The organism is Pseudogulbenkiania sp. FW507-F1, from assembly GCF_058781125.1.
The window spans coordinates 111206-132479 of record NZ_JBYSWM010000001.1; the positions used below are offsets into that span (position 1 = coordinate 111206).

The following is a 21274-nucleotide window of genomic DNA, read 5'->3' on the forward strand; positions in this document are numbered from 1 at the left end:
TTAGAAAAATCAGGAATGCCCCAGGGTGGCCTGGGTATCGACCTGCTCTGCCGCCTTGTCGGGGAACACAGCGGCTTCAAGGGCTGCCATGCGGGCCTCCAGTCGCTCCAGCTTTTCTCGAGTACGCAGCAACACTTCCTGCTGGACGTCGAATTCTTCGCGGGTGACCAAGTCCAGGCGCGAGAAAGTCGACGCCATCATGGCTTTGACATTCTTCTCGACATCCTTCACCGGGCTGGCTGCGATGGTGTCACTGATCTTGGTGGTGATTTCTTCAAACAACTTCTGGCTCAGCATCTGGGGCCTCCTTGACTTCGTCATGTTGCACAGGCTTGAGTGTAGCAAAAAGGATTTGCCGCTGCAGCGCCGGGCAGCCGCACAGCATTGGTGCAGTCGCCGCACGCCAATCGCGCCAAGACGGTGCCAAGGCGTAGCGGATGCCCGCTTTCAGTCCGTGACGGTGCCGTCATTGCGCTATATGAGGCGAACGACATGCTCTGGCACGAAACCTGCTTAATCACAGCACAGAAGTGAAAAACGATTCGGATCCGTCAGAAAGGAATGCACATGAAACTGGTCACAGCGATTATCAAGCCGTTCAAGCTTGACGAAGTGCGTGAAGGCCTCTCGTCCATCGGTGTTCAAGGCATTACCGTGACCGAGGTGAAAGGCTTCGGACGCCAGAAAGGCCATACCGAGCTGTATCGCGGCGCAGAGTACGTCGTTGACTTCTTGCCTAAAGTGAAACTGGAAATCGCCATTGACGATGCCCTGCTGGACCAGGTGGTGGAAGCCATCGAAAAGTCCGCCCGGACCGGCAAGATCGGCGATGGCAAGATCTTCGTGTTCGACCTGCAGCAAGTCGTCCGCATTCGTACCGGCGAAACCGGTGCCGATGCCGTCTAAATTCCATAACGGGAACTGAAGGGGAATGCCAATGAAAAGGAATATGGCCACACTGGGCGCTCTCGCCCTCGTCTCCTCCCTGCCGGCACTGGCCGCAGGCGAACCGACCCTGGTTGCTGCCTCCACCATCAGTGGTGGCGATACGGCCTGGATGATGACCTCGACGGCACTGGTGCTGTTCATGACCATCCCGGGGCTTGCCCTGTTCTATGGCGGCATGGTCCGCAAGAAGAACGTACTGGCGACGCTGATGCAAAGCTTTGCAATCTGCGCCCTGATGACCGTGCTGTGGACCGTCATTGGCTACAGCCTGACTTTCTCTCCCGGCAATTCCCTGATCGGCGGTTTTGATCGTGTGCTGATGGAAGGCCTGACTTATCTGAAGGATGGCGGCAAACTGACCGTCCACCCGCTGGCCCCGACCATTCCAGAACCGGTCTTCATGATGTTCCAGATGACCTTCTTCATCATCACTCCGGCCCTGATTACCGGTGCCTTTGCTGAACGGATGAAGTTTTCCGCCATGATGGTGTTCATGGCCCTGTGGTCGCTGCTGGTCTACGTACCGGTTGCACACTGGGTTTGGGCACCGGGCGGCTGGATGGCCGATAAAGGCGTCCTCGACTTTGCCGGCGGCACCGTAGTGCACATCAACGCCGGTGTTGCCGGCCTAGTGGCAGCCCTGGTTCTGGGCAAGCGCGTCGGCTTCGGCAAGGAAGCGATGGCCCCGCATAACCTGGTGCTGACCCTGATTGGCGCCTCCATGCTGTGGGTGGGCTGGTTCGGCTTCAACGCCGGCTCCGCCGCCGCAGCCGATGGCCGCGCCGGCATGGCGATGATGGTGACCCAGATCGCGACCGGCATGGCGGCACTGGCCTGGATGGGCGCCGAGTGGATTGCCAAGGGCAAGCCGTCGGTGCTGGGTATCGCCTCCGGCGCCGTGGCCGGCCTGGTGGCCATCACCCCGGCCGCAGGCTTCGTGGATGCCAAGGGCGCTCTGGCCATCGGCCTCATCGCCGGCCTCGTGTGCTACTGGGGCGCAACCGGCCTGAAGCACGCCCTGAAATATGACGACTCGCTCGATGCCTTCGGCGTACACGGTGTTGGCGGTATCGTCGGCGCCCTGCTCACCGGCGTGTTCGCGGTGAAGGATATCGGCGGCGTTGATGGCAGCCTCGCCACCCAGGCGCTCGGCGTGGTGGTCACCGCGGCCTACTGTAGCGTCGCCAGCTTCGTGCTGCTGAAGCTTATCGACGTGGTCATCGGTCTGCGAGTCACCGATGAAGAAGAACGCGAAGGGCTGGATGTGGTGCTCCACGGCGAACGGGTGGAGTAACACAAGAGATCATTAAGTTGTCTTGTTGTGGTAAGGGACTTGGGGGCGCTTCGGCGCCCCATTTTTTTGCCGGCATTCTGCCGCGCCGAAGAAACGACCAAACAAAAAGCCAGCATCGAGCTGGCTTTGGGCTTGGGGAGAGACACCCTACTTGACGACACGCAGGCTGGGGCGGCCGGACGGACGTGGAGCCGGCTCGGCCTCCGATCCTGCCCCTTCCCCCTGTCCTTCGACCGGTTTCAAGGCAGGAGCCGATTCGGACACCGCTTCCTCCGCCGGAGGAGCTTCGACTTCGAACCCCATCCCCTCCCCGGTTTCCCGGGCAAAGATGGACATGACGTTGGCGACCGGAATCCATATCTCACGTGCAACACCGCCAAAGCGAGCCGAGAACGAGATCCAGTCGTTGTCGATCTTGAGCGCCTGGCAAGCGGTCGGGGAGATATTGAGCACGATTTCGTTATTCTTGACGAATTCGCGCGGCACCGAGGTCTGGTCGGTGACCCACACCACGATATACGGTGTGTGACCATTATCGGTGCACCACTCGTGCAGGGCCCGGATCAGGTAAGGCTTGGTAGACGAACTCATCACTGCCCTTACTTGCGCATGGCCTTTTCGGACGGGGTCAGCGAGTCGATGAAGGACTGGCGCTGGAAGATCCGTTCGGCGTACTTGAGAATCGGCGCAGCGCTCTTGCCGAGGTCGATATTGTAGTGTTCAAGGCGCCACATCAACGGAGCGATGGCCACGTCGATCATCGAGAACTCGTCGCCCAGCATAAACTTCTGCTTGGCGAAGATCGGTGCGATCATGATCAGGCCGTCGCGAATCGCCTCGCGCGCCTTGGTCGCTTCTTTACCGGTGGCACCGGCTTCCAGCGTCTTGACGTGGCAGAACAGCTCCTGCTCGAAGCGGAACAGGAACAGGCGAGCACGCGCGCGCATCACCGGATCAGCCGGCATCAGTTGCGGGTGCGGGAAGCGCTCGTCAATGTATTCGTTGATGATGTTCGATTCGTGCAGGATCAGATCACGCTCGACCAGTACCGGCACCTCGTTGTACGGGTTCATCACCGCGAGATCTTCGGGTTTGTTGTGGACGTCCACATCGATGATCTCGAAATCCATCCCTTTTTCATACAATACGATGCGGCAACGCTGGCTGAACGGGCAGGTGATACCGGAGTACAAGGTCATCATGGCTAAAAGCGCATCCTTCTGATTGGCAACAATAGTGAAGTTTACCATTTTGCCGCCACGCTTTTCCAGTTTTAGCCATTAAGCCCCTGTTTGAAAAAGAAAAAGGGCGGGATTTACCCGCCCTTGTCTTCGGCCAACCTTCAGACTCAGTGAATGTCTTTCCAGTATTCCTTCTTCAGGAAGTAGGCCAGTGGCAGCAGCAGCAGGCCCAGGAACATCAGCACGACGTAGCCGATCTGGTGGCGCTTCACCTGGGCCGGTTCGCCCATGTACACCAGATAGTTGGTCAGATCGGCCATGCGGCGGTCGAATTCGACGGTATTGGCCTTGCCGTTTTCCAGCTTGGTCATGGTACCGGCCTTGACCAGCTCGAGCTGATGCTCTTCGTGGCCGCCTTCACCCTTGACCGTCTTCAGCACCTGATCACCCTGCCACTGCCAGAACACATGCGGCATGCCGACTTTGTCGAATACCAGGTTGTTCCAGCCGGTGGGACGCGTGTCGTCACGGTAGAAACCGCGCAGGTAGGCGTACAGGTAGTCGGCACCGCGCGAGCGTGCGATCACCGACAGGTCCGGCGGCGCGGCGCCGAGCCAGACCTTGGCATCCTTCTTGCCCATGGCGATGCTCATGGTGTCACCCACCTTGGCGTCCGGCGGCAGCAGGTTTTCCTTGATCTGGTCTTCGGTCAGACCGATATCCGCCAGACGGTTGTAACGCATGGCGTTGGCCGAATGGCAGGACAAGCAGTAGTTGGTAAAGAGCTGCGCGCCGCGCTGCAGCGACTCGGTATCATGGATATCGATCGGAGCCTTTTCCAGCGCAGGGCCCCCTTCGGAGGCCACGGCAGCCCCCAGCGGCAGCATGAACGCAGCAGCGGCGATCAGATGACGGATTTTGGTTTTCATATTGTCCATCCCCCTCGTTACACGTTCATGGCAAACAGCGCTGCACCGACAACGGTCACGGCAACCAGCACCAGGAAACGAAGCTGACGCTTGGTGTTGGTCTCGGTAACGCGGCTCGGAACCGGCTCACTGCCGACATCGTTCTTGGTGTAGATCGGCATGCCCAGGAAGAAAGCGAAGTAGATCGCAGACAGGATCTGGGCGATCACGGTGCGGGTATTGGTGGACGGCATGGCCCCCAGGATACCCAGGCCGATAAAGGCGATGATGAACAGGACCAGCATGAACTTGAACTTCGGACCGCGATAGCGGATCGATTTCACCGGCGACTTGTCCAGCCACGGCAAGAAGGCGATCAGCACCACAGCCGCGCCCATGCCCAGCACGCCCCACACCTGGGTGCCCAGGAAGGACGGAATGGCGCGCAGAATGGCGTAGAACGGCGTGAAGTACCATACCGGTGCGATGTGCGGCGGGGTCTTCAGCGGGTCGGCCGGGTCGAAGTTCGGGTGCTCGAGGAAGAAGCCACCCATTTCCGGCATGAAGAACACGATGGCCGAGAACACGATCAGGAACACGGCAACGCCCAGTACGTCCTTGACGGTGTAGTACGGGTGGAACGGAATGCCGTCGAGCGGAATGCCGGTCTTCGGGTCCTTGTTCTTCTTGATTTCGACGCCATCAGGGTTGTTGGAACCCACTTCGTGCAGCGCCACCAGGTGGGCCACCACTAGTGCCAGCAGCACCAGCGGAACCGCGATCACGTGCAGCGCGAAGAAGCGGTTCAGGGTCGCGTCGGACACCACGTAGTCACCACGGATCCATACCGACAGATCCGGGCCGATGACCGGGATCGAACCGAACAGGTTCACGATCACCTGAGCGCCCCAGAACGACATCTGGCCCCACGGCAGCAGGTAACCCATGAAGGCTTCGGCCATCAGGCACAGGAAGATCAGGGTACCAAACACCCAGATCAGTTCACGCGGTTGCTTGTACGAACCGTAGATCAGACCGCGGAACATGTGCAGGTAGACCACGATGAAGAACATCGAGGCGCCGGTGGAGTGCATGTAGCGGATGATCCAGCCCCCGGCCACGTCGCGCATGATGTACTCGACGGACAGGAAGGCAGTCGCGGCATCCGGCTTGTAGTTCATGGTGAGGAAGATGCCGGTGACGATCTGGATCACCAGTACCAGCATCGCCAGGCTGCCGAAGAAGTACCAGAAGTTGAAGTTCTTGGGCGCGTAGTACTCGGTGATGTGCGCCTTCATGGTGGATGACAGCGGGAAGCGCTCGTCGATCCAGTTCAGGATGCTTTGTCCTTTGCTCATTTTTCGCCCTCAGCTTATTTGTCGGCGCCAATCAATAGGCGGCTATCGGACAGATACTTGTGCGGCGGGATTTCCAGGTTCTTCGGTGCCGGCACCCCTTTGAAAACCCGTGCCGCCAGGTCGAACTTCGAGCCATGACAGGGGCAATAGAAACCGCCAAGCCATTCCGGGCCGAGGTCGGCCGGGGCGAGGTCGGGACGGAACGTCGGCGAACAGCCCAGGTGGGTACAGATGCCCACCGCCACCAAGAGTTCCGGCTTGATCGAACGGTATTCGTTCTTGCAGTATTCCGGCTGCTGCTCGACTTCCGACTTGGGATCGACCAGCTTGTCGTCGTTCTTGGCGAGGTTCTTCACCATCTCCGGAGTACGCGACAACACCCACACCGGCTTACCGCGCCATTCGACGTTGATCTTCTGGCCCGGCTCCAGCTTGCCGATCTCGACCTCGACCGGCGCACCGGCAGCCTTGGCCCTCTCGGACGGGAAGAAACTCATCAGAAACGGCGTTGCCACCCCGGCTACCGCCACACCACCAACCGCGCTGGTTGCTACCGTCAGGAAACGACGGCGCCCCGCATCGACGTGTTGCTCACTCATTACAGTCATCCTCAAACGTGGAAACCGAGCTCAAATCCTGCCGATTTTACCCGAATACCCACATGGACTTGAAGGGCGGATGCAAATTAATTACCGAAGTTCCCTTTGACCTAGATCAGACAGGATTAGGGATATCGGCAAAAACCACACTAACTTCATGATTATTGGAGAGCCACGCTCCCAGAGCCTGGATGCCATAACGCTCCGTCGCGTGATGTCCCGCGGCAACAAACGCTACGCCATATTCGAGCGCCATATGATGCTGCTGCTCCGACACCTCTCCAGTGACGAAAACGTCCACTCCCAGCGCAATGGCATCGGCGAAATACCCCTGCGCCCCCCCCGTGCACCAGGCCACCTGCCGCACCTCTTTATCCGGGCTCCCCAGCAGCAACGCCTCACGCCCCAGGTGCGTACCGATAGCACGGGCAAAATCGTCGGCCCGCTGCGGCTGCGGCACGGCACCGAACCACAGCAGGCCCTGATCACCGGACTGGCCCTCAACCTGCCAACCCAGCTCCTTGGCGAGCTGTGCGTTATTGCCCAGTTCCAGATGGGCATCGAGCGGCAAGTGGTAGGCCAACAGGCTGATATCGTGTGCCAGCAGGGTCTGCAGCCGGCGCTTCTTGATGCCGACCAGACGCGGGTCTTCGTTCTTCCAGAAATAGCCGTGATGCACCAGGATGGCGTCGGCCTGCTGCGAGATGGCCACATCGAGCAGCGCCTGCGACGCGGTCACGCCGGTGACGATGGTACGCACCTCGGCCCTGCCCTCCACCTGTAGCCCGTTGGGGGCATAGTCCTTGAAACGCCAGGGCTCCAGTTGCGCGTCGAGTACGCGCTGCAATTCGCTCAGTTGCATGAGTCTCTCCCGATGATCGATGGGCGGATTGTGCCAGAAAGCGGGCGCCCAGATGACCTTCGGCCAACCTTGCCAAGGTTGGCCGAAGAAAAAGAAAAACCCCGCAAAGTTTGCGGGGTTTTTCGGCAGGTCGGCACAATGCGCTTCACAGCGATTGCGCCCTAACCTGGTTGGCTTACATCATGCCGTCCATGCCCATGCCGCCCATGCCGCCCATCGGAGCAGCCGGCTTGTCTTCCGGCAGTTCGGCGATCATGCAGTCGGTGGTCAGCATCAGACCGGAAACCGAAGCCGCGTGTTGCAGAGCGGTACGGGTCACCTTAGCCGGATCCAACACACCCATCTCGATCATGTCGCCGTACTCGCCGCTGGCAGCGTTGTAACCGAAGTTACCCTTGCCTTCCAGCACCTTGTTCACAACAACCGACGGCTCGTCGCCGGCGTTCTGAACGATCTGGCGCAGCGGGGCTTCGATGGCCTTCAGCACGATCTTGACGCCGGCGTCCTGATCGACATTGTCGGTCACCAGCGACTCCAGGGTAGCGCGAGCGCGCAGGATGGCCACGCCACCGCCAGGCACCACGCCTTCTTCCACGGCAGCACGGGTCGCATGCAGCGCGTCTTCGACACGGGCCTTCTTCTCTTTCATTTCCACTTCGGTAGCGGCACCAACCTTGATCACGGCAACGCCGCCGGCCAGCTTGGCCACGCGCTCTTGCAGTTTTTCACGGTCATAGTCGGAAGTGGCTTCTTCGATCTGGCGGCGGATTTCGCCAACGCGAGCCTGGATGGCAGCGTGCTCGCCGACACCGTCGATGATGATGGTGTTTTCCTTGCCCACTTCGATACGCTTGGCTTGGCCCAGCATGTCGAGGGTGACTTTCTCCAGGGTCAGACCCACTTCTTCGGCGATCACGGTACCGCCGGTCAGAGTAGCGATGTCCTGCAGCATGGCCTTGCGGCGATCGCCGAAGCCCGGAGCCTTGACTGCCACCACTTTCAGGATGCCGCGGATGGTGTTCACCACCAGCGTGGCCAGCGCTTCGCCTTCGACGTCTTCGGCAATGATCAGCAGCGGGCGGCTGGCCTTGGCGACTTGCTCCAGCACCGGCAGCAGATCACGGATGTTGGAGATTTTCTTGTCGAACAGCAGCACGAACGGGTTGTCCAGTGCGGCGATCTGCTTTTCCTGGTTGTTGATGAAGTACGGGGACAGGTAGCCGCGGTCGAACTGCATGCCTTCCACCACGTCCAGCTCGTTGCTCAGCGACTTGCCGTCTTCAACGGTGATCACGCCTTCCTTGCCCACTTTTTCCATGGCGTCGGCGATGATCTGGCCGATATCCAGGTCGGAGTTGGCGGAGATCGAACCCACCTGGGCGATTTCCTTGGAGGTGGTGCACGGCTTGGCGATCTTGGCCAGTTCACCCACCAGGGCCACCACGGCCTTGTCGATGCCGCGCTTCAGGTCCATCGGGTTCATGCCGGCGGCAACAAACTTCATGCCTTCCTGCACGATGGCTTGCGCCAGCACGGTTGCGGTGGTGGTACCGTCACCGGCCACGTCGGAGGTCTTGGAAGCCACTTCCTTGACCATCTGGGCGCCCATGTTCTCGAACTTGTCCTTCAGTTCGATTTCCTTGGCCACGGACACACCGTCCTTGGTGATGGTCGGCGCGCCGAAGGAGCGATCCAGCACCACGTTGCGGCCTTTCGGGCCCAGGGTCACTTTAACGGCGTCGGCCAGAATGTTGACACCGTTGACCATCTTGGCACGAGCGGAATCACCGAATTTTACGTCTTTAGCAGCCATTCTTTACTTCTCCAGAATCTGATTCAGTCGGTTGTGGGGACGGATTACTCAACGATGCCCATAACGTCTTCCTCGCGCATCACGAGGACTTCATCGCCATCGACCTTGACGGTCTGGCCGGAGTACTTGCCGAAGATCACTTTGTCGCCGACCTTCAGCTCCAGCGGACGGCGCTCGCCGTTTTCCAGAATCTTGCCGTTGCCCACGGCGATCACTTCGCCCATGTCCGGCTTCTCGGCAGCCGCACCCGGCAGAACGATACCGGAAGCCGTCTTTTCTTCCGCCTCGAGGCGCTTGATTACAACACGGTCGTGCAAAGGACGAATTGCCATTGTTCTCTCCTGTTAGCAGTGGCTGGTGAGAATGAAAAATCAATCAAATCAGCAAATTGGCCCGGCGCATTAGCACTCGGGGCTTGCGAGTGCTAATGATAGGGACGGGGCAAGAGGTTTTCAAGAGAGGGGACCGTCAAAAAATTTTCTATCGATTCTGCTTATACGATAGCGCCGCCGACCTCTCCTTACCGAGTGCGGGGCGGTAAAGCACCATCCAGCGCGGAGACCTGAACCGGATGATCATGCGATACAGGTACAGGTACGTCAGCACAAACACACCCACACACACCATCAAGACCGTGGTGTTGTTCCAGAACAGCATCGCAGGTGCGACCGACAAGGACGACAATGCCCACAGATAGGGAGAAGTCATGCTGTTTCGACGGGTCAGATGGCGCGCCTCCTTCGAACCCACCATCCAACGTACCAAGCGTTTGTAGATCATCTGATGCAAGTGCAAGGCATCGGGGTAGCCTACCGAGCGCCCCTGCAGGAATTTCCGGCGATAGATCGAGAAAACTGTTTCGAATACGGGGTAAATTACCAGCAGCAGCGGAAACCACGGCGAGACTTCCGTGTGCCTAGCCACCAGCAACACTGATAGCTCCGCGATCAGAAAGCCAATCAGGTACGCCCCCCCATCGCCGGCAAAGAGCAACCCTCGCGGGAAGTTCCATACCAAAAAGCCCAGCACCGCCCCCGTCGCAGCAAAACACAGCCCCATGATCTGCGGGTCGCGAACCTTGAACGCCACATAGGCTAAAGCCATGAAAATGAACACCGACACCATCCCAGCAAGACCGTTGTAGCCATCGATGATATTGATGGCATGGGCCACACCACCAACGGCAAACATAGTGAACAGCAGCGAAATGGCCCAGTGGTAACGCAAAAGCTGATCCACACCAAGCACATCCAGCCGCAACAAGCCGGCATTCAGCAACCAGAACCCCATGCCTGCCGCCACGAACGTAGCCAGCAGTCGAGGCAGCGGGCCAACCCTCTTGGTCAAATCTTCGGCCAGCCCAGCCGCAAAGGCAGGCAGCGCAGCGACAATAAGTACAAGGCTTAGATACTCTCCCGTCGATAAGGCAAGAATCAGTGCTCCTACCCCCAGTCCAGCCATGACAGGCACTCCGCCTATGCGGGGAACGGGGGTCGCATGGAATTTCTGTACCCCGCCAAGGTCATGATCAGAGGAAAAACGATCATGCAGATGACGAAAGCGGACCAACAATACAGCGACAATAAAGGAGCAAAACAGCGCCCCAAGAAGAATGAGAAGCATGCCAGATTCGATCAGGTAAGGGATTTGGATAACCCAAAGGCCCTGGATGGCTACGGACAGGAAAAACAGATTGTACCAACCAGGCTGCTACCGTAACAACGCTAGTCTCGCTCAAACCCATTCAAACCACATCATGCAATGATCCTAATTTAAGGGGTAGAGCATCACTATCGTTACATGCGAAAATCTCAAATCATTCTGTGCTGACAGTCTGCAAACAAGCGACCACCTTTTGTTTACTGCAGCTAACCATATTGGCATAGCAATACCAAACCAACTTCAAGAATGCAGCATTCATGATCCTTGTTACTGGCGGCGCCGGTTTTATCGGTGGTAACTTCGTACTCGACTGGCTCGCAGGCACCCAAGAGCCAGTGATCAACCTCGACAAGCTGACCTATGCCGGCAATCTCGACACCCTGGTACTGCTCAAGGGAGATCCACGCCATCTGTTCGTACATGGCGATATCAGCGACCGAGAACTCGTCACACGGCTACTGACAGAACACTGCCCTCGTGCCGTGATCAATTTTGCTGCCGAATCGCACGTCGACCGCTCTATCAGTGGGCCAGGAGAGTTCATCCAGACCAACGTAGTCGGCACGTTCAACCTGCTTGAGACCGTCCGTGGCTACTGGAACGATCTGACTACTGCGGATAAGCAATCGTTCCGATTCCTGCATGTCTCCACTGACGAAGTCTATGGCACCCTACAGCCTGACGATCCACCGTTCGCCGAAACCAACGCCTTTGAGCCGAACAGCCCATATTCCGCGAGCAAGGCCGCCAGCGACCACTTGGTCCGGGCCTGGCACCATACCTATGGTTTGCCGGTACTGACGACCAACTGCAGCAACAACTATGGCCCATACCACTTTCCGGAAAAGCTGATCCCGCTGGTCATCCTCAACGCCTTGGCCGGCAAGCCACTGCCGATCTACGGCGACGGGCAGCAGGTACGCGATTGGCTGTATGTCAAAGACCATTGCAGCGCCATCCGCCGCGTACTAGAAGCCGGCATCCCTGGCAAAACGTACAACGTCGGCGGCTGGAACGAGAAGCCAAATCTGGGCGTCATCCATACCATTTGCGCAATCTTGGATGAACTGCAGCCGCGCGCCGATGGTGAGTCGTACACGGGTCAGGCTATCTTCGTACAGGATCGCCCCGGGCACGACCGCCGCTACGCCATTGACGCCCGGAAACTGGAACGTGAACTAGGCTGGAAGCCGGCTGAGACCTTCGAAACCGGCATACGCAAGACGGTGCAGTGGTATCTGGACAACCAGGCTTGGGTCCACAATGTAACCAGTGGCGCTTATCGCGACTGGGTCGCGCAGCAGTATGGAGCGAACGCATGAGCCGGATATTGGTTACCGGCGCCAACGGTCAGGTGGGTTTCGAGTTGAAACGTGCGCTGGCGCCCCTGGGAGAAATCATTGCCCTAACCCGGCAAGAGATAGACTTGGCCAACCCTGCCAGTATTGTGGCGGCACTGAATCGTTACCAACCCGCCATCATTGTCAACCCGGCCGCCTACACAGCGGTCGACAAGGCCGAGACCGACGTCGAGCTGGCCATGGCCGTCAATGCCTATGCACCAAGGGTCATGGCCGAGTGGGCCGAACAGAATGATGCCTTGCTGATTCATTACTCGACCGACTACGTGTTCGATGGCAGCAAGGACGGCGCCTATTGCGAAGAGGACGCGGCCAACCCGCAGTCCGTCTACGGACGCAGCAAGTGGGAGGGGGAGGAAGCCATCCGCGCTTGCACCTCCCATCACCTGATCCTGCGCACCAGTTGGGTAGTCGGTGCTCATGGCAGCAATTTCCTCAAAACGATCCTGAGACTGGCCCACGAGCGGGACAGCCTCAACGTGGTGGCGGACCAGATCGGAGCCCCCACCCCAGCGGCGTTGATTGCCGACGTCACGGCACAGCTCATCAGCCGCTATCGACTGCCAACCCATGAGTTTGAGTACGGCACCTACCACCTGACCGCCAGCGGCGAGACCAGTTGGTTTGACTATGCGCGCTTCGTGGTGCGTCTGGCCGAGCAACAGCGCTATCCGCCTCGGCTCTTGCCGAGTGCCATCCAACCGATCCCGACGTCCGCCTACCCACTGCCGGCGCCGCGCCCGGCCAACTCGCGACTGAACTGCAGTAAGCTGTCCCGTCACTTCGGCTTGGCGTTACCGCACTGGCAACAAGGCGTCGTCCACGTGGTCTCACAGCTTTACAAATAAGTCGAAAGTAGCACAGCATGAAACGCAAAGGCATTATCCTCGCCGGCGGTTCCGGCACTCGCCTGTACCCCGCCACCCTGGCGGTCAGCAAACAGCTCTTGCCGATCTACGACAAGCCGATGATTTACTACTCGCTCAGCACTCTGATGCTGGCGGGCATCCGCGACATCCTGATTATCTCCACCCCGCAGGATACCCCACGCTTCGAACAACTGCTCGGCGATGGCAGCCAGTGGGGCATCAACCTGCAATACACCGTACAACCCAGCCCGGATGGCTTGGCCCAGGCATTCATCCTGGGCAAATCGTTCATCGGCGGCGATCACTCGGCGTTGGTATTAGGCGATAACATCTTCTACGGCCATGACTTTGCCAAACTGCTGCAGGATGCCGCCAGGAAGGAAACCGGGGCCAGTGTCTTCGCCTACCATGTCCATGACCCGGAACGCTACGGCGTGGTCGAATTCGATAGAGCCGGCAAGGCGATCAGCATCGAAGAGAAGCCCACACAGCCGAAGTCGAATTACGCCGTAACCGGCCTGTACTTCTACGACCAGCAGGTGGTCGACATCGCCAAATCCATCAAGCCTTCGGCGCGCGGCGAGTTGGAAATCACCGACGTGAATGCTGTGTACCTGAAGGAAGAGCTGCTGGATGTACAAACCATGGGCCGTGGCTATGCCTGGCTCGACACCGGCACTCATGAATCGATGCTGGAAGCTAGCCAGTTCATTGCCACTATCGAAGCTCGCCAAGGACTGAAAGTGGCTTGTCTGGAAGAAATCGCCTATCGCCTCGGCTATATCGATGTTGCACAATTGGAAAGACTGGCTGCACCGCTGAAAAAGAACGGATATGGTCAGTACCTGCTCAACTTACTCAAGGAAAAGGTGTTCTGATGAAGGTGATCGATACCGCCATCCCCGACGTCAAAATCATCGAACCCCGTGTATTCGGCGATGAGCGCGGCTTTTTTTACGAGAGCTTCAACCATAAGCAATTCGAGGAAGACATCGGTCGCCAGGTGAACTTCGTACAGGACAACCATTCGCGCTCGGTCAAAGGGGTGCTGCGCGGGCTGCATTACCAGTTGCCACCGCATGCGCAGGGCAAGTTGGTACGCTGTGTGCTTGGCGAAGTGTTTGACGTGGCAGTGGACATCCGCAAATCGTCGCCGACCTTTGGCCAATGGGTGGGTATGAATCTGTCGGCGGAGAACAAGCGCCAGTTGTGGATTCCGGAAGGATTCGCGCATGGGTTTTTGACACTGAGCGAACATGCCGAGTTTTTGTACAAGACCACCAACTATTACGCTCCAGAAAATGAGCGCAGCATTATTTGGAATGCTGAGGATCTGAAGATTAAATGGCCTATTGCCGGGCAACCCTCACTATCAGCCAAGGATTTGCAGGCTAGCTTTTTTACGACAGCACGATTTTTTGATTGAGTCACAAGAGTGAAAGAAAAAATAGCCGTCTTGGTCGGTGACCTAGGCACCCACCTCTGGGCCATTACGACAGAAAATAGCCACACGATAGCAAGGGGAGTGAAATCCAATCCATGAACCATATTGTTCCTGTCATTCTTTGTGGCGGCTCCGGTACGCGCCTCTGGCCTCTCTCGCGCACGGGGTTCCCCAAACAGTTCCTTGTGCTGTCTGGCACCAATAGTCTTTTCCAGCAAGCAGTAGAGCGCATCAACGGAATCGGCACCGACGACATTACGGTGGGCGAAACCCTTGTCGCCACGAATGAAGAACACCGTTTCCTGGCGCTGGGCCAACTTCACGAACTCAAATCTGTTTCGGCAACGCTGTTACTTGAGCCCGCTGGTCGTAACACGGCACCTGCACTCACGTTGGCGGCCCTGCATGCCACGGCAAACGGCGATGATCCAATCCTCGTCGTTACCCCGGCCGACCAAACTGTCTCTGATAGCGCGGCCTTCACAGCAGCTTTGCAAAAAAGCGTACGTGTGGCCGCTACGGGAGCCATCGTGATCCTTGGCATCACACCAGACAGGCCAGAGACGGGGTACGGTTATATCCGGCACAAGGGCGAAGCAGGCCCAAATGATGAATATGCCGTCACCCAGTTTGCTGAGAAACCGAGCCACGAAACCGCCCAGGCCTATCTGGCCAGTGGCGAATATGCCTGGAACAGCGGTATGTTTGTACTCAAAGCCAGTATTTGGCTAAAAGCACTCCAAAAGTTTCGGCCAGATATTGGGGAAGATACCCTTCATGCTTGGGAAGCTAGATCTTGCGACTGCCCCTTTATACGCCCAGATAAAATAATTTTTTCTGAGATAGCAGGCGAATCAGTTGATTACGCCGTAATGGAAAAGTGCGTTGGCTCAGACTTCTCTATCCAGATGGTACCCTTGGCGGCTGGTTGGAACGACCTCGGCTCGTGGGATGCTATCTGGCAAGTCGGTGAGCAAGACGAAAACGGCAATGTCGCCCAAGGTGACACACTCCTTGCTGACACGCAAAACACCCTAATCCATGCAACCAGCCGACTCGTCAGCACGGTGGGGGTGAACAACCTCGTAATCGTCGAAACAGCAGATGCCGTTTTGGTTGCCGACCGTAACCAAAGCCAGCACGTTAAAAAACTGGTGTCCGCACTCGAGCAACAAAAGCGGGAAGAGCACACGCTGCACCGCAAGGTACACCGTCCGTGGGGGTGGTATGACAGTATTGATATGGGTGAACGTTTCAAAGTGAAACGTATTCAGGTCGAGCCGAAGGCCAGCCTAAGTTTGCAAAAACATCACCACCGTGCTGAGCACTGGATTGTAGTGAAAGGGACTGCAGAAGTGACCTGCAGTGGCAAAACCATCCTGCTGTCCGAGAACCAGTCCACCTACATTCCACTCGGCGAAATCCACCGCCTGGCCAACCCGGGCACGATTCCTCTGGAAATCATCGAAGTGCAATCTGGCAGCTACCTCGGAGAGGATGACATCGTGCGGTTTGAGGACACCTATGGAAGGCACTGAAGTCTCAATGAAGAACGAAAGAGCCAGGAAACACCCCAGACCCTACGTATAGGAAATAAAATGAAGCGTTTAGTTATTGATCTTGATGACACAATCTGTCGGACAGAAGACGGCAATTATGCTGACTCCAAACCAATTCCTGAAGTCATCGAACGCTTGCGGGAATACCGGGAGGCAGGCTTTGAGATCATAATTCACACGAGCCGAAACGTGCGGACCTACAAGGGCAATATTGGAAAAATTACAGCCCACACTCTGCCTATCATTATTGAATGGCTTTGCAAAAACGATGTGCCCTATGATGAGATTTACGTCGGAAAACCTTGGTGCGGTCATGAAGGTTTCTATGTCGATGATCGGGCAATCCGGCCGTCTGAGTTCTTGGCTCATGACCATGAAGAGATCACCACTTTGCTTAGGCGAGAAAAGTGATACTGATCGCGTCTGCAGCCTATGTAAACTCAGAGTTCCAGATTGAATTCGGCCGCTTGCCACCCGCCTTTCTACCCGTTGGCAATCGCCGCCTGTTCGAACATCAAGTCACGACTCTGCGCCGGTATTTTCCTAAGCAAAATATATTTTTGTCGTTACCAGCGTCATACTCGCTGGCGCAAAAGGATCAACTCTACCTTGATCAGCAAAGCGTAAGTGTGGTCTACAACGATGAAGGACTGAGCCTGGCAGCGTCCGTTGCAGAAGCAATCACACAAGCCGGAGCAGACAATGAAGAACTGTATCTGCTTCATGGCGACACCTGGCTAGCAAGTCTTCCAGACGGCCTAGATGTAATCGGCATTGTAAAAACCAGTGAAGACTATCAATGGGAAGTTGAACAAACCGGCCTCTCATCGGAATCAGTATGGTGCGGCTACTTCGCTTTCCAGCATGCCGGGCGCTTCCGTGATAGTCTGTTGTCGTCCACGGGCAGCTTTACACAAGCAGTGCGCCTCTACGACAGAAATACGCCTATGGCTCGAGTGCACATCGACAATTGGCACGACTTTGGCCATGTCAACACATATTTCCATAGCCGCGCACGAATGACAACCGAGCGCGCGTTTAACTCCTTAACCATCAAAGATGGATGCGTCAGAAAAACGGGACATCCATTCACCAAAATTGCGGCCGAAAGCCAGTGGTTTGCCAGCCTGCCGGCGTCATTTCGGCTATTTTGCCCCCAACTTATCGACCATGGAAACGACCCAGCCGGTCAGCCTTACTACGTTCTTGAATACCTTCCACTACCGCCACTGAACGAAGTATTTGTACACGGCAAGAATCCCGTCTTCTACTGGGACAAAGTGTTCCGGCTATGTTCAGATTTTTTGCAACGTTGCAGCGCTCATCCTGTCGATATTGAGACGGCTCAACAGATCGAGAAAGAAGCAGTCGAGCTTGCCGCTCACAAAACTTGGCAACGGCTCGAAGAGTTCATCCAGCAATCGGGACATCCGGGGCTCGACGTCCCCCACAGAATCAACGGACATGATGCACCACCGATCAGAAAAATTGTGCAGTACTGCCTAGGTCGGTTAGACAATACCGTACTGCTACCAGGCGTCTTGCACGGCGACTTCTGCCTCAGCAACATCCTTTTCGATTCACGTAGTGATCGCATCAAGGTGGTTGATCCTCGAGGATTAAGCGCCTCTGGGCACCCAAGCATTCTTGGAGATTTGCGCTATGATCTCGCAAAGCTTACTCATTCGGTCATCGGTCTATATGACCATATCATGGCCGGAGCCTTCGAGGTGCAATACCTGCCACAACCACAACTGTGCTCGTTATCACTAGAGATCCATGTTGATGAACGTATCAAATCGATCCAGCAGGCGTTCATCAACCGCACATTCGTTGGCGACCTAAAACCAAGCAGCGTACTACCACTTACCATTTTACTTTTTTTTGCCATGCTGCCTCTCCATGCCGATGATCCAAATCGGCAAACGGCCTTGTTAGCAAATGCATTACGCCTGTACGCTGGTCTTGTAGCCAAAGAGAACTCATCAAAATGATCATTATCCCCATGCTTGGCCGCAGTAGCCGCTTCTTCAATGCGGGGTATTCTGTACCGAAATATCAGTTGCCACTAGGCGGAGAGACCGTATTCTCACGCTCTCTCCGCTCCTTCGAACGGCAATTCCGCTCGACCCCTTTTCTGTTCTTGGTCCGTGCGGACCACAATGCCATGAACTTTGTTTCAAGTGAGGTTCAGCGACTTGGCATCAGGGACTACCGTCTCATAGAGTTTTCGGAAGAAACCCGTGGACAAGCAGAATCCGTGGCCCTAGGAATCGCTGACTACAATGACGATATACCACTGCTGATTTTTAACATCGACACTATTCGCCACGAATTTCAGTGGCCAGCACCTGATCAGTGTGGAGACGGGTTTCTAGAAGTTTTCCGAGCCGAAGGAGATAGCTGGTCATTCATAGAGCCCGCAGTAGAAGGCAAGGTTGCCCGTACAACCGAGAAACAGCGCATATCCGATCTCTGTAGCAACGGCCTTTACAGCTTCGCGCGTGCGGGAGACTTCCGCGAGGCGTTCCATGCCTATATCAAGACTGGCATGAACGTCAATGGCGAACTCTATATTGCCCCTTTATATAACATACTCATCGAGCGCGGGCGTGACATCCGTTACCGCCTCATTGAAGCAACGGCTATTGATCACTGCGGCATCCCAAGCGATTACGAACAGCTCAAACACCAGTTGGGGGAGTAAAGCCGTACATGAAATGGGTGACCCCTTCCTCAAACCGGTGGTTTACGTATTCCATAACTTTCGGTGCTGGCGCACTGCAGATCATTTCTGCAGTCATTCTTTCTCGAGTTGCTTTTCAGAGCCTTGTTGAACGTGATTTGAAGCTGTGGTTCGTCATGATGGCGGCAATGCCCTTCGTATCTTTGTTCGAACTGGGCGCCAATGTCGTGCTCCCCCACCGATTCGCACAAGCCTCCTATAAACCGGACGCCATCAGCACACTCATGGCCAGCTTCATAGCAGCGGTTACCTTGGTTCTTTTCAGTGTTCTTACACTTGGGATCCTTGCCTGCATCGCAACCATCTGGCTAGAGCTCATTGATCCCACGTTGGCACCGCTACTCATCGCCTTGGCATTAGCAGCAATGCTGCGGGTCTTGGGCAACGTACTGCAGGGTGGATTGTATGCGATGGACGACAACAATTATGAGAAGATCATCCGCATTGGCAGCGTCGCGGCAATGTTTGTCACTGGTGCAACCGGACTGACACTTGGATGTGGGCTCTACAGTATGCCCATCGCTTGGGCTTCAGCGGCGCTGGTCTCAATCACACTGAGTCTCTCTCGCCTACGCAAGCACTGGCGGCTTCAAGTCCAAGGAATTCAGCTTCATTGGACTACCGTGAAAGAGATGCTGGCAAGTTCCAGCCGATATATTGCTATAGCAGTGCCTGGACAGTTCGTTTTCAATGCGACGCCATTCATCATTGCCGCCCAACTACCCGCCTCGTTCTCTATAAGCTATGGACTTACCCAGCAACTTATCGCGGGAATAGCACTCGTCGCGGGGTTACCGATAACCATAATCGTCCCGCGACTTGCAGCCCAATATCGAAACTCGGTGACAGCGGCCTCATCAACCCTGCTGAACACTACACGCAATGCGGCCCTCATTGCCGCCTGTTGCCTTGTCATCGTTGGCCTCAACCGCTTCGAGATACTATCCATCTGGGTAGGCCGCCCTGTTCACATTGATTCGGCCTTTATCGCCATCTACTTCTTTGCCATGTTTATCGAATGGCAGCAGACAGCGCTCACAACTGCCGCCATGGCCACAGGCAATTTCCGCTTCGTGCTCGTCACTACCGCCTCAGCGGCACTCGTACTGGGTACGATGCCCGTGTTTATCAGCTGGTTCGGCTTTACCGGCGTACCACTGGCCATCCTCACGGCGCAAAGCCTCACCTGCCACCCACATAACTACGCTCTCGCGCTGCGCATTTATCGCATCAGCTTCCTACACTACCTCGGGACTTTGCGTTCCGCATCAGTCGCCGCAGCGCTAATTGCAGCAGGCTACGTGCTGCTGGACAAGGCAGGGATCACAGGCCTCTGGAAGTTAACTGCGATGATGCTCACCGGTATTGCTATTGCTGCGTCGTTGCATGCTCTGTCCGCATACATAATCAAAAGAGAAATACGATAATGAACAAAGCCAAGATTCGAAAGTGGCTGCTTCATGCCTTTCGATTCGCGTCACGGGACTTCTCTGGCGAGGGCAAGTTCCTGAACCTGTTACTGTTGGCATTAAACGAGCGTTCTCGTTCAAGTTTTTACACATTCCACCACCGTCCCAAGCAATCGGCAGGCCTTCACCTTGACGGGCAGACTCGCCTGCCTTGCAAGGCACCATCGGTAGCCATAGTAATTCAAGGGCCCATTCAACGCCGAGACAATTTTACTATCGAGTCTGCTTACATTTATCGCAGATTGATACCCGAAGCACATATTATTATCTCGACTTGGGAGTCTGAACGTGACAGCAAACTCGATGCATTAGCCGAGGAAGGAATCCGGGTCGTATATTCGACACCCCCTAAAAAAAGCGGGGCAAACAATATTAATTTTCAAATAATTTCGACACAAATCGGCATAGCAGCCGCAGCAGAATTAGGGTGTCAATACGTTTTAAAATCACGCAGCGACCAGCGATTTTATGCACCCAATCTACTGCCATATTTCCTGTCATTGTTACAAGAATACCCTCCGACACATCCGAAACGGCAACGACAGCGCATTATTGAACTCAGTATAAACATCTGCCGGTTTAGGCCATACTCGATGTGTGATATGTTTCAATTTGGCCATATAGATGATCTACACCGCATGTGGAATCTGGAGCTTGACCCACGCAGCATCTCTGTCGCTGAGTATTCTAGTCAGTCACTAACCCCGCGTCAGATATCAGAGGATAGGATTGCAGAAATCTATGTTCATCGTGCTTATTTAGAATCGCTGGGTGATGAAGCAGCAGTCGACCTAGCGACTTACTACCGTATCCTGTCCGAATATTTCATCATAATTGACAAAGAAGTCGTTGATCTATTCTGGAATAAATATCACGCCCGCGAGTACCAATTGGCTGAGAACCCGATGTATGGGGCGGAGCGCGTAAAGGCACGCTTCTTCCACCGTGATTGGATGGCTGTGAGGCACTTTGGCCCCCAAGCGCTTGACTTGGACCCTTCACTAATGGACAAACCGGAGGCCTAATGGCAGCTCAACTCGCACGCACAATCGACCGTGCCTTCACCTTGTTGAGGCTATTGTGCCATGTATGGAGACAGTTCATCTCTGGAATCACCTCGTATAGGTTACGCAATGCCGGTCCCGGTTTCTATTTAGAGCGCCCACTCTCTCTCGTGGGGTTGCGGTATGTCACAGTCGGC

Annotated in this window: 23 protein-coding genes; 13 read left to right on the forward strand and 10 right to left on the reverse strand. The window is 56.0% G+C overall.

Going from position 1 to position 21274, the window contains the following annotated elements:
* Positions 1–9 precede the first annotated feature (9 nt).
* The gene (locus AC3WG5_RS00570) at positions 10–297 is read right to left on the reverse strand and encodes an accessory factor UbiK family protein (RefSeq protein WP_492567412.1); all 288 of its coding nucleotides are present in this window, start codon (positions 295–297) and stop codon (positions 10–12) included.
* A 270-nt stretch (positions 298–567) separates the two neighbouring features.
* Between AC3WG5_RS00570 and glnK the strand changes: the two genes are divergently transcribed.
* Together glnK and AC3WG5_RS00580 are read left to right on the forward strand one after the other, a co-directional pair.
* Complete coding sequence (gene glnK / locus AC3WG5_RS00575) at positions 568–906, forward strand: P-II family nitrogen regulator (protein WP_008952462.1); 339 nt, start codon at positions 568–570, stop codon at positions 904–906.
* Between the two features lie 31 nt (positions 907–937).
* The gene (locus tag AC3WG5_RS00580) at positions 938–2242 is read left to right on the forward strand and encodes an ammonium transporter (protein WP_492567413.1); all 1305 of its coding nucleotides are present in this window, start codon (positions 938–940) and stop codon (positions 2240–2242) included.
* Between the two features lie 147 nt (positions 2243–2389).
* Here the strand turns inward: AC3WG5_RS00580 and AC3WG5_RS00585 are convergent, their stop codons facing one another.
* The 9 genes from AC3WG5_RS00585 to AC3WG5_RS00625 form a co-directional block, all read right to left on the reverse strand.
* Positions 2390–2833, reverse strand: coding sequence for a ClpXP protease specificity-enhancing factor (locus AC3WG5_RS00585; RefSeq protein WP_492567414.1), 444 nt, complete (start codon positions 2831–2833; stop codon positions 2390–2392).
* 8 nt (positions 2834–2841) lie between these two features.
* Entirely contained in the window at positions 2842–3444 is a 603-nt protein-coding gene (locus AC3WG5_RS00590; protein WP_040652169.1) for a glutathione S-transferase N-terminal domain-containing protein, read from the reverse strand.
* A gap of 146 nt (positions 3445–3590) precedes the next feature.
* The gene (locus AC3WG5_RS00595) at positions 3591–4352 is read right to left on the reverse strand and encodes a cytochrome c1 (RefSeq protein ID WP_008952458.1); all 762 of its coding nucleotides are present in this window, start codon (positions 4350–4352) and stop codon (positions 3591–3593) included.
* Positions 4353–4369: 17 nt separating this feature from the next.
* Complete coding sequence (locus AC3WG5_RS00600; RefSeq protein WP_492567415.1) at positions 4370–5689, reverse strand: cytochrome b; 1320 nt, start codon at positions 5687–5689, stop codon at positions 4370–4372.
* Between the two features lie 14 nt (positions 5690–5703).
* Positions 5704–6288, reverse strand: a complete 585-nt coding sequence (gene petA, locus AC3WG5_RS00605) for a ubiquinol-cytochrome c reductase iron-sulfur subunit (RefSeq protein ID WP_008952456.1) — start codon at positions 6286–6288, stop codon at positions 5704–5706.
* Between the two features lie 115 nt (positions 6289–6403).
* Positions 6404–7150, reverse strand: coding sequence for a Nif3-like dinuclear metal center hexameric protein (locus tag AC3WG5_RS00610; protein WP_492567416.1), 747 nt, complete (start codon positions 7148–7150; stop codon positions 6404–6406).
* A gap of 175 nt (positions 7151–7325) precedes the next feature.
* Positions 7326–8963: a chaperonin GroEL gene (groL, locus tag AC3WG5_RS00615; protein ID WP_014088369.1), complete on the reverse strand. Its 1638-nt coding sequence runs from the start codon at positions 8961–8963 to the stop codon at positions 7326–7328.
* Between the two features lie 44 nt (positions 8964–9007).
* On the reverse strand, positions 9008–9295 hold the full coding sequence (gene groES, locus AC3WG5_RS00620) for a co-chaperone GroES (protein ID WP_008952453.1): 288 nt from the start codon (positions 9293–9295) through the stop codon (positions 9008–9010).
* Positions 9296–9443: 148 nt separating this feature from the next.
* Positions 9444–10424: an MraY family glycosyltransferase gene (locus AC3WG5_RS00625; protein ID WP_492567417.1), complete on the reverse strand. Its 981-nt coding sequence runs from the start codon at positions 10422–10424 to the stop codon at positions 9444–9446.
* A 36-nt stretch (positions 10425–10460) separates the two neighbouring features.
* On the opposite strand from AC3WG5_RS00625, the gene AC3WG5_RS00630 reads away from it, so the two are divergent.
* The 11 genes from AC3WG5_RS00630 (at position 10461) to AC3WG5_RS00680 (ending at position 21098) form a co-directional block, all read left to right on the forward strand.
* Positions 10461–10682, forward strand: coding sequence for a hypothetical protein (locus tag AC3WG5_RS00630; protein WP_492567418.1), 222 nt, complete (start codon positions 10461–10463; stop codon positions 10680–10682).
* A gap of 200 nt (positions 10683–10882) precedes the next feature.
* A complete protein-coding gene (gene rfbB, locus AC3WG5_RS00635) occupies positions 10883–11947 on the forward strand; it encodes a dTDP-glucose 4,6-dehydratase (protein ID WP_492567419.1) in 1065 nt (354 codons plus the stop codon).
* A complete protein-coding gene (rfbD, locus tag AC3WG5_RS00640) occupies positions 11944–12834 on the forward strand; it encodes a dTDP-4-dehydrorhamnose reductase (RefSeq protein WP_492567420.1) in 891 nt (296 codons plus the stop codon). The genes rfbB and rfbD overlap by 4 nt, the downstream gene beginning before the upstream one ends.
* 17 nt (positions 12835–12851) lie before the next feature.
* A complete protein-coding gene (rfbA, locus tag AC3WG5_RS00645) occupies positions 12852–13733 on the forward strand; it encodes a glucose-1-phosphate thymidylyltransferase RfbA (RefSeq protein ID WP_492567421.1) in 882 nt (293 codons plus the stop codon).
* A complete protein-coding gene (gene rfbC, locus AC3WG5_RS00650; protein WP_492567422.1) occupies positions 13733–14281 on the forward strand; it encodes a dTDP-4-dehydrorhamnose 3,5-epimerase in 549 nt (182 codons plus the stop codon). Before rfbA ends, rfbC begins: the two co-directional genes overlap by 1 nt.
* Before the next feature lie 113 nt (positions 14282–14394).
* The gene (locus AC3WG5_RS00655; protein ID WP_492567423.1) at positions 14395–15837 is read left to right on the forward strand and encodes a mannose-1-phosphate guanylyltransferase/mannose-6-phosphate isomerase; all 1443 of its coding nucleotides are present in this window, start codon (positions 14395–14397) and stop codon (positions 15835–15837) included.
* A 60-nt stretch (positions 15838–15897) separates the two neighbouring features.
* Positions 15898–16269 (forward strand): HAD-IIIC family phosphatase, encoded by a 372-nt coding sequence (locus AC3WG5_RS00660; protein WP_492567424.1) that lies wholly within the window; start codon positions 15898–15900, stop codon positions 16267–16269.
* On the forward strand, positions 16266–17852 hold the full coding sequence (locus AC3WG5_RS00665) for a phosphotransferase (RefSeq protein WP_492567425.1): 1587 nt from the start codon (positions 16266–16268) through the stop codon (positions 17850–17852). Before AC3WG5_RS00660 ends, AC3WG5_RS00665 begins: the two co-directional genes overlap by 4 nt.
* Positions 17849–18565, forward strand: a complete 717-nt coding sequence (locus tag AC3WG5_RS00670; protein ID WP_492567426.1) for a glycosyltransferase family 2 protein — start codon at positions 17849–17851, stop codon at positions 18563–18565. Before AC3WG5_RS00665 ends, AC3WG5_RS00670 begins: the two co-directional genes overlap by 4 nt.
* Positions 18566–18573: 8 nt before the next feature.
* The gene (locus AC3WG5_RS00675) at positions 18574–20031 is read left to right on the forward strand and encodes a hypothetical protein (protein WP_492567427.1); all 1458 of its coding nucleotides are present in this window, start codon (positions 18574–18576) and stop codon (positions 20029–20031) included.
* Positions 20031–21098: a WavE lipopolysaccharide synthesis family protein gene (locus AC3WG5_RS00680; RefSeq protein ID WP_492567428.1), complete on the forward strand. Its 1068-nt coding sequence runs from the start codon at positions 20031–20033 to the stop codon at positions 21096–21098. Before AC3WG5_RS00675 ends, AC3WG5_RS00680 begins: the two co-directional genes overlap by 1 nt.
* The last annotated feature ends 176 nt before the right edge of the window (positions 21099–21274 follow it).

Bases quoted from the DNA above. Each gene is read 5' to 3' on its own strand.
- AC3WG5_RS00660 (WP_492567424.1), top strand. From the start codon at position 15,898: ATGAAGCGTTTAGTTATTGATCTTGATGACACAATCTGTCGGACAGAA.
- AC3WG5_RS00675 (WP_492567427.1), top strand. From the start codon at position 18,574: ATGAAATGGGTGACCCCTTCCTCAAACCGGTGGTTTACGTATTCCATA.
- AC3WG5_RS00600 (WP_492567415.1), bottom strand. From the start codon at position 5,689: ATGAGCAAAGGACAAAGCATCCTGAACTGGATCGACGAGCGCTTCCCG.
- rfbD (WP_492567420.1), top strand. From the start codon at position 11,944: ATGAGCCGGATATTGGTTACCGGCGCCAACGGTCAGGTGGGTTTCGAG.
- groL (WP_014088369.1), bottom strand. From the start codon at position 8,963: ATGGCTGCTAAAGACGTAAAATTCGGTGATTCCGCTCGTGCCAAGATG.
- AC3WG5_RS00610 (WP_492567416.1), bottom strand. From the start codon at position 7,150: ATGCAACTGAGCGAATTGCAGCGCGTACTCGACGCGCAACTGGAGCCC.
- rfbB (WP_492567419.1), top strand. From the start codon at position 10,883: ATGATCCTTGTTACTGGCGGCGCCGGTTTTATCGGTGGTAACTTCGTA.
- rfbA (WP_492567421.1), top strand. From the start codon at position 12,852: ATGAAACGCAAAGGCATTATCCTCGCCGGCGGTTCCGGCACTCGCCTG.
- AC3WG5_RS00680 (WP_492567428.1), top strand. From the start codon at position 20,031: ATGAACAAAGCCAAGATTCGAAAGTGGCTGCTTCATGCCTTTCGATTC.
- AC3WG5_RS00630 (WP_492567418.1), top strand. From the start codon at position 10,461: ATGGAATTTCTGTACCCCGCCAAGGTCATGATCAGAGGAAAAACGATC.
- AC3WG5_RS00590 (WP_040652169.1), bottom strand. From the start codon at position 3,444: ATGATGACCTTGTACTCCGGTATCACCTGCCCGTTCAGCCAGCGTTGC.
- petA (WP_008952456.1), bottom strand. From the start codon at position 6,288: ATGAGTGAGCAACACGTCGATGCGGGGCGCCGTCGTTTCCTGACGGTA.
- AC3WG5_RS00670 (WP_492567426.1), top strand. From the start codon at position 17,849: ATGATCATTATCCCCATGCTTGGCCGCAGTAGCCGCTTCTTCAATGCG.
- AC3WG5_RS00595 (WP_008952458.1), bottom strand. From the start codon at position 4,352: ATGAAAACCAAAATCCGTCATCTGATCGCCGCTGCTGCGTTCATGCTG.
- rfbC (WP_492567422.1), top strand. From the start codon at position 13,733: ATGAAGGTGATCGATACCGCCATCCCCGACGTCAAAATCATCGAACCC.
- AC3WG5_RS00580 (WP_492567413.1), top strand. From the start codon at position 938: ATGAAAAGGAATATGGCCACACTGGGCGCTCTCGCCCTCGTCTCCTCC.
- glnK (WP_008952462.1), top strand. From the start codon at position 568: ATGAAACTGGTCACAGCGATTATCAAGCCGTTCAAGCTTGACGAAGTG.
- AC3WG5_RS00655 (WP_492567423.1), top strand. From the start codon at position 14,395: ATGAACCATATTGTTCCTGTCATTCTTTGTGGCGGCTCCGGTACGCGC.
- groES (WP_008952453.1), bottom strand. From the start codon at position 9,295: ATGGCAATTCGTCCTTTGCACGACCGTGTTGTAATCAAGCGCCTCGAG.
- AC3WG5_RS00625 (WP_492567417.1), bottom strand. From the start codon at position 10,424: ATGGCTGGACTGGGGGTAGGAGCACTGATTCTTGCCTTATCGACGGGA.
- AC3WG5_RS00585 (WP_492567414.1), bottom strand. From the start codon at position 2,833: ATGAGTTCGTCTACCAAGCCTTACCTGATCCGGGCCCTGCACGAGTGG.
- AC3WG5_RS00570 (WP_492567412.1), bottom strand. From the start codon at position 297: ATGCTGAGCCAGAAGTTGTTTGAAGAAATCACCACCAAGATCAGTGAC.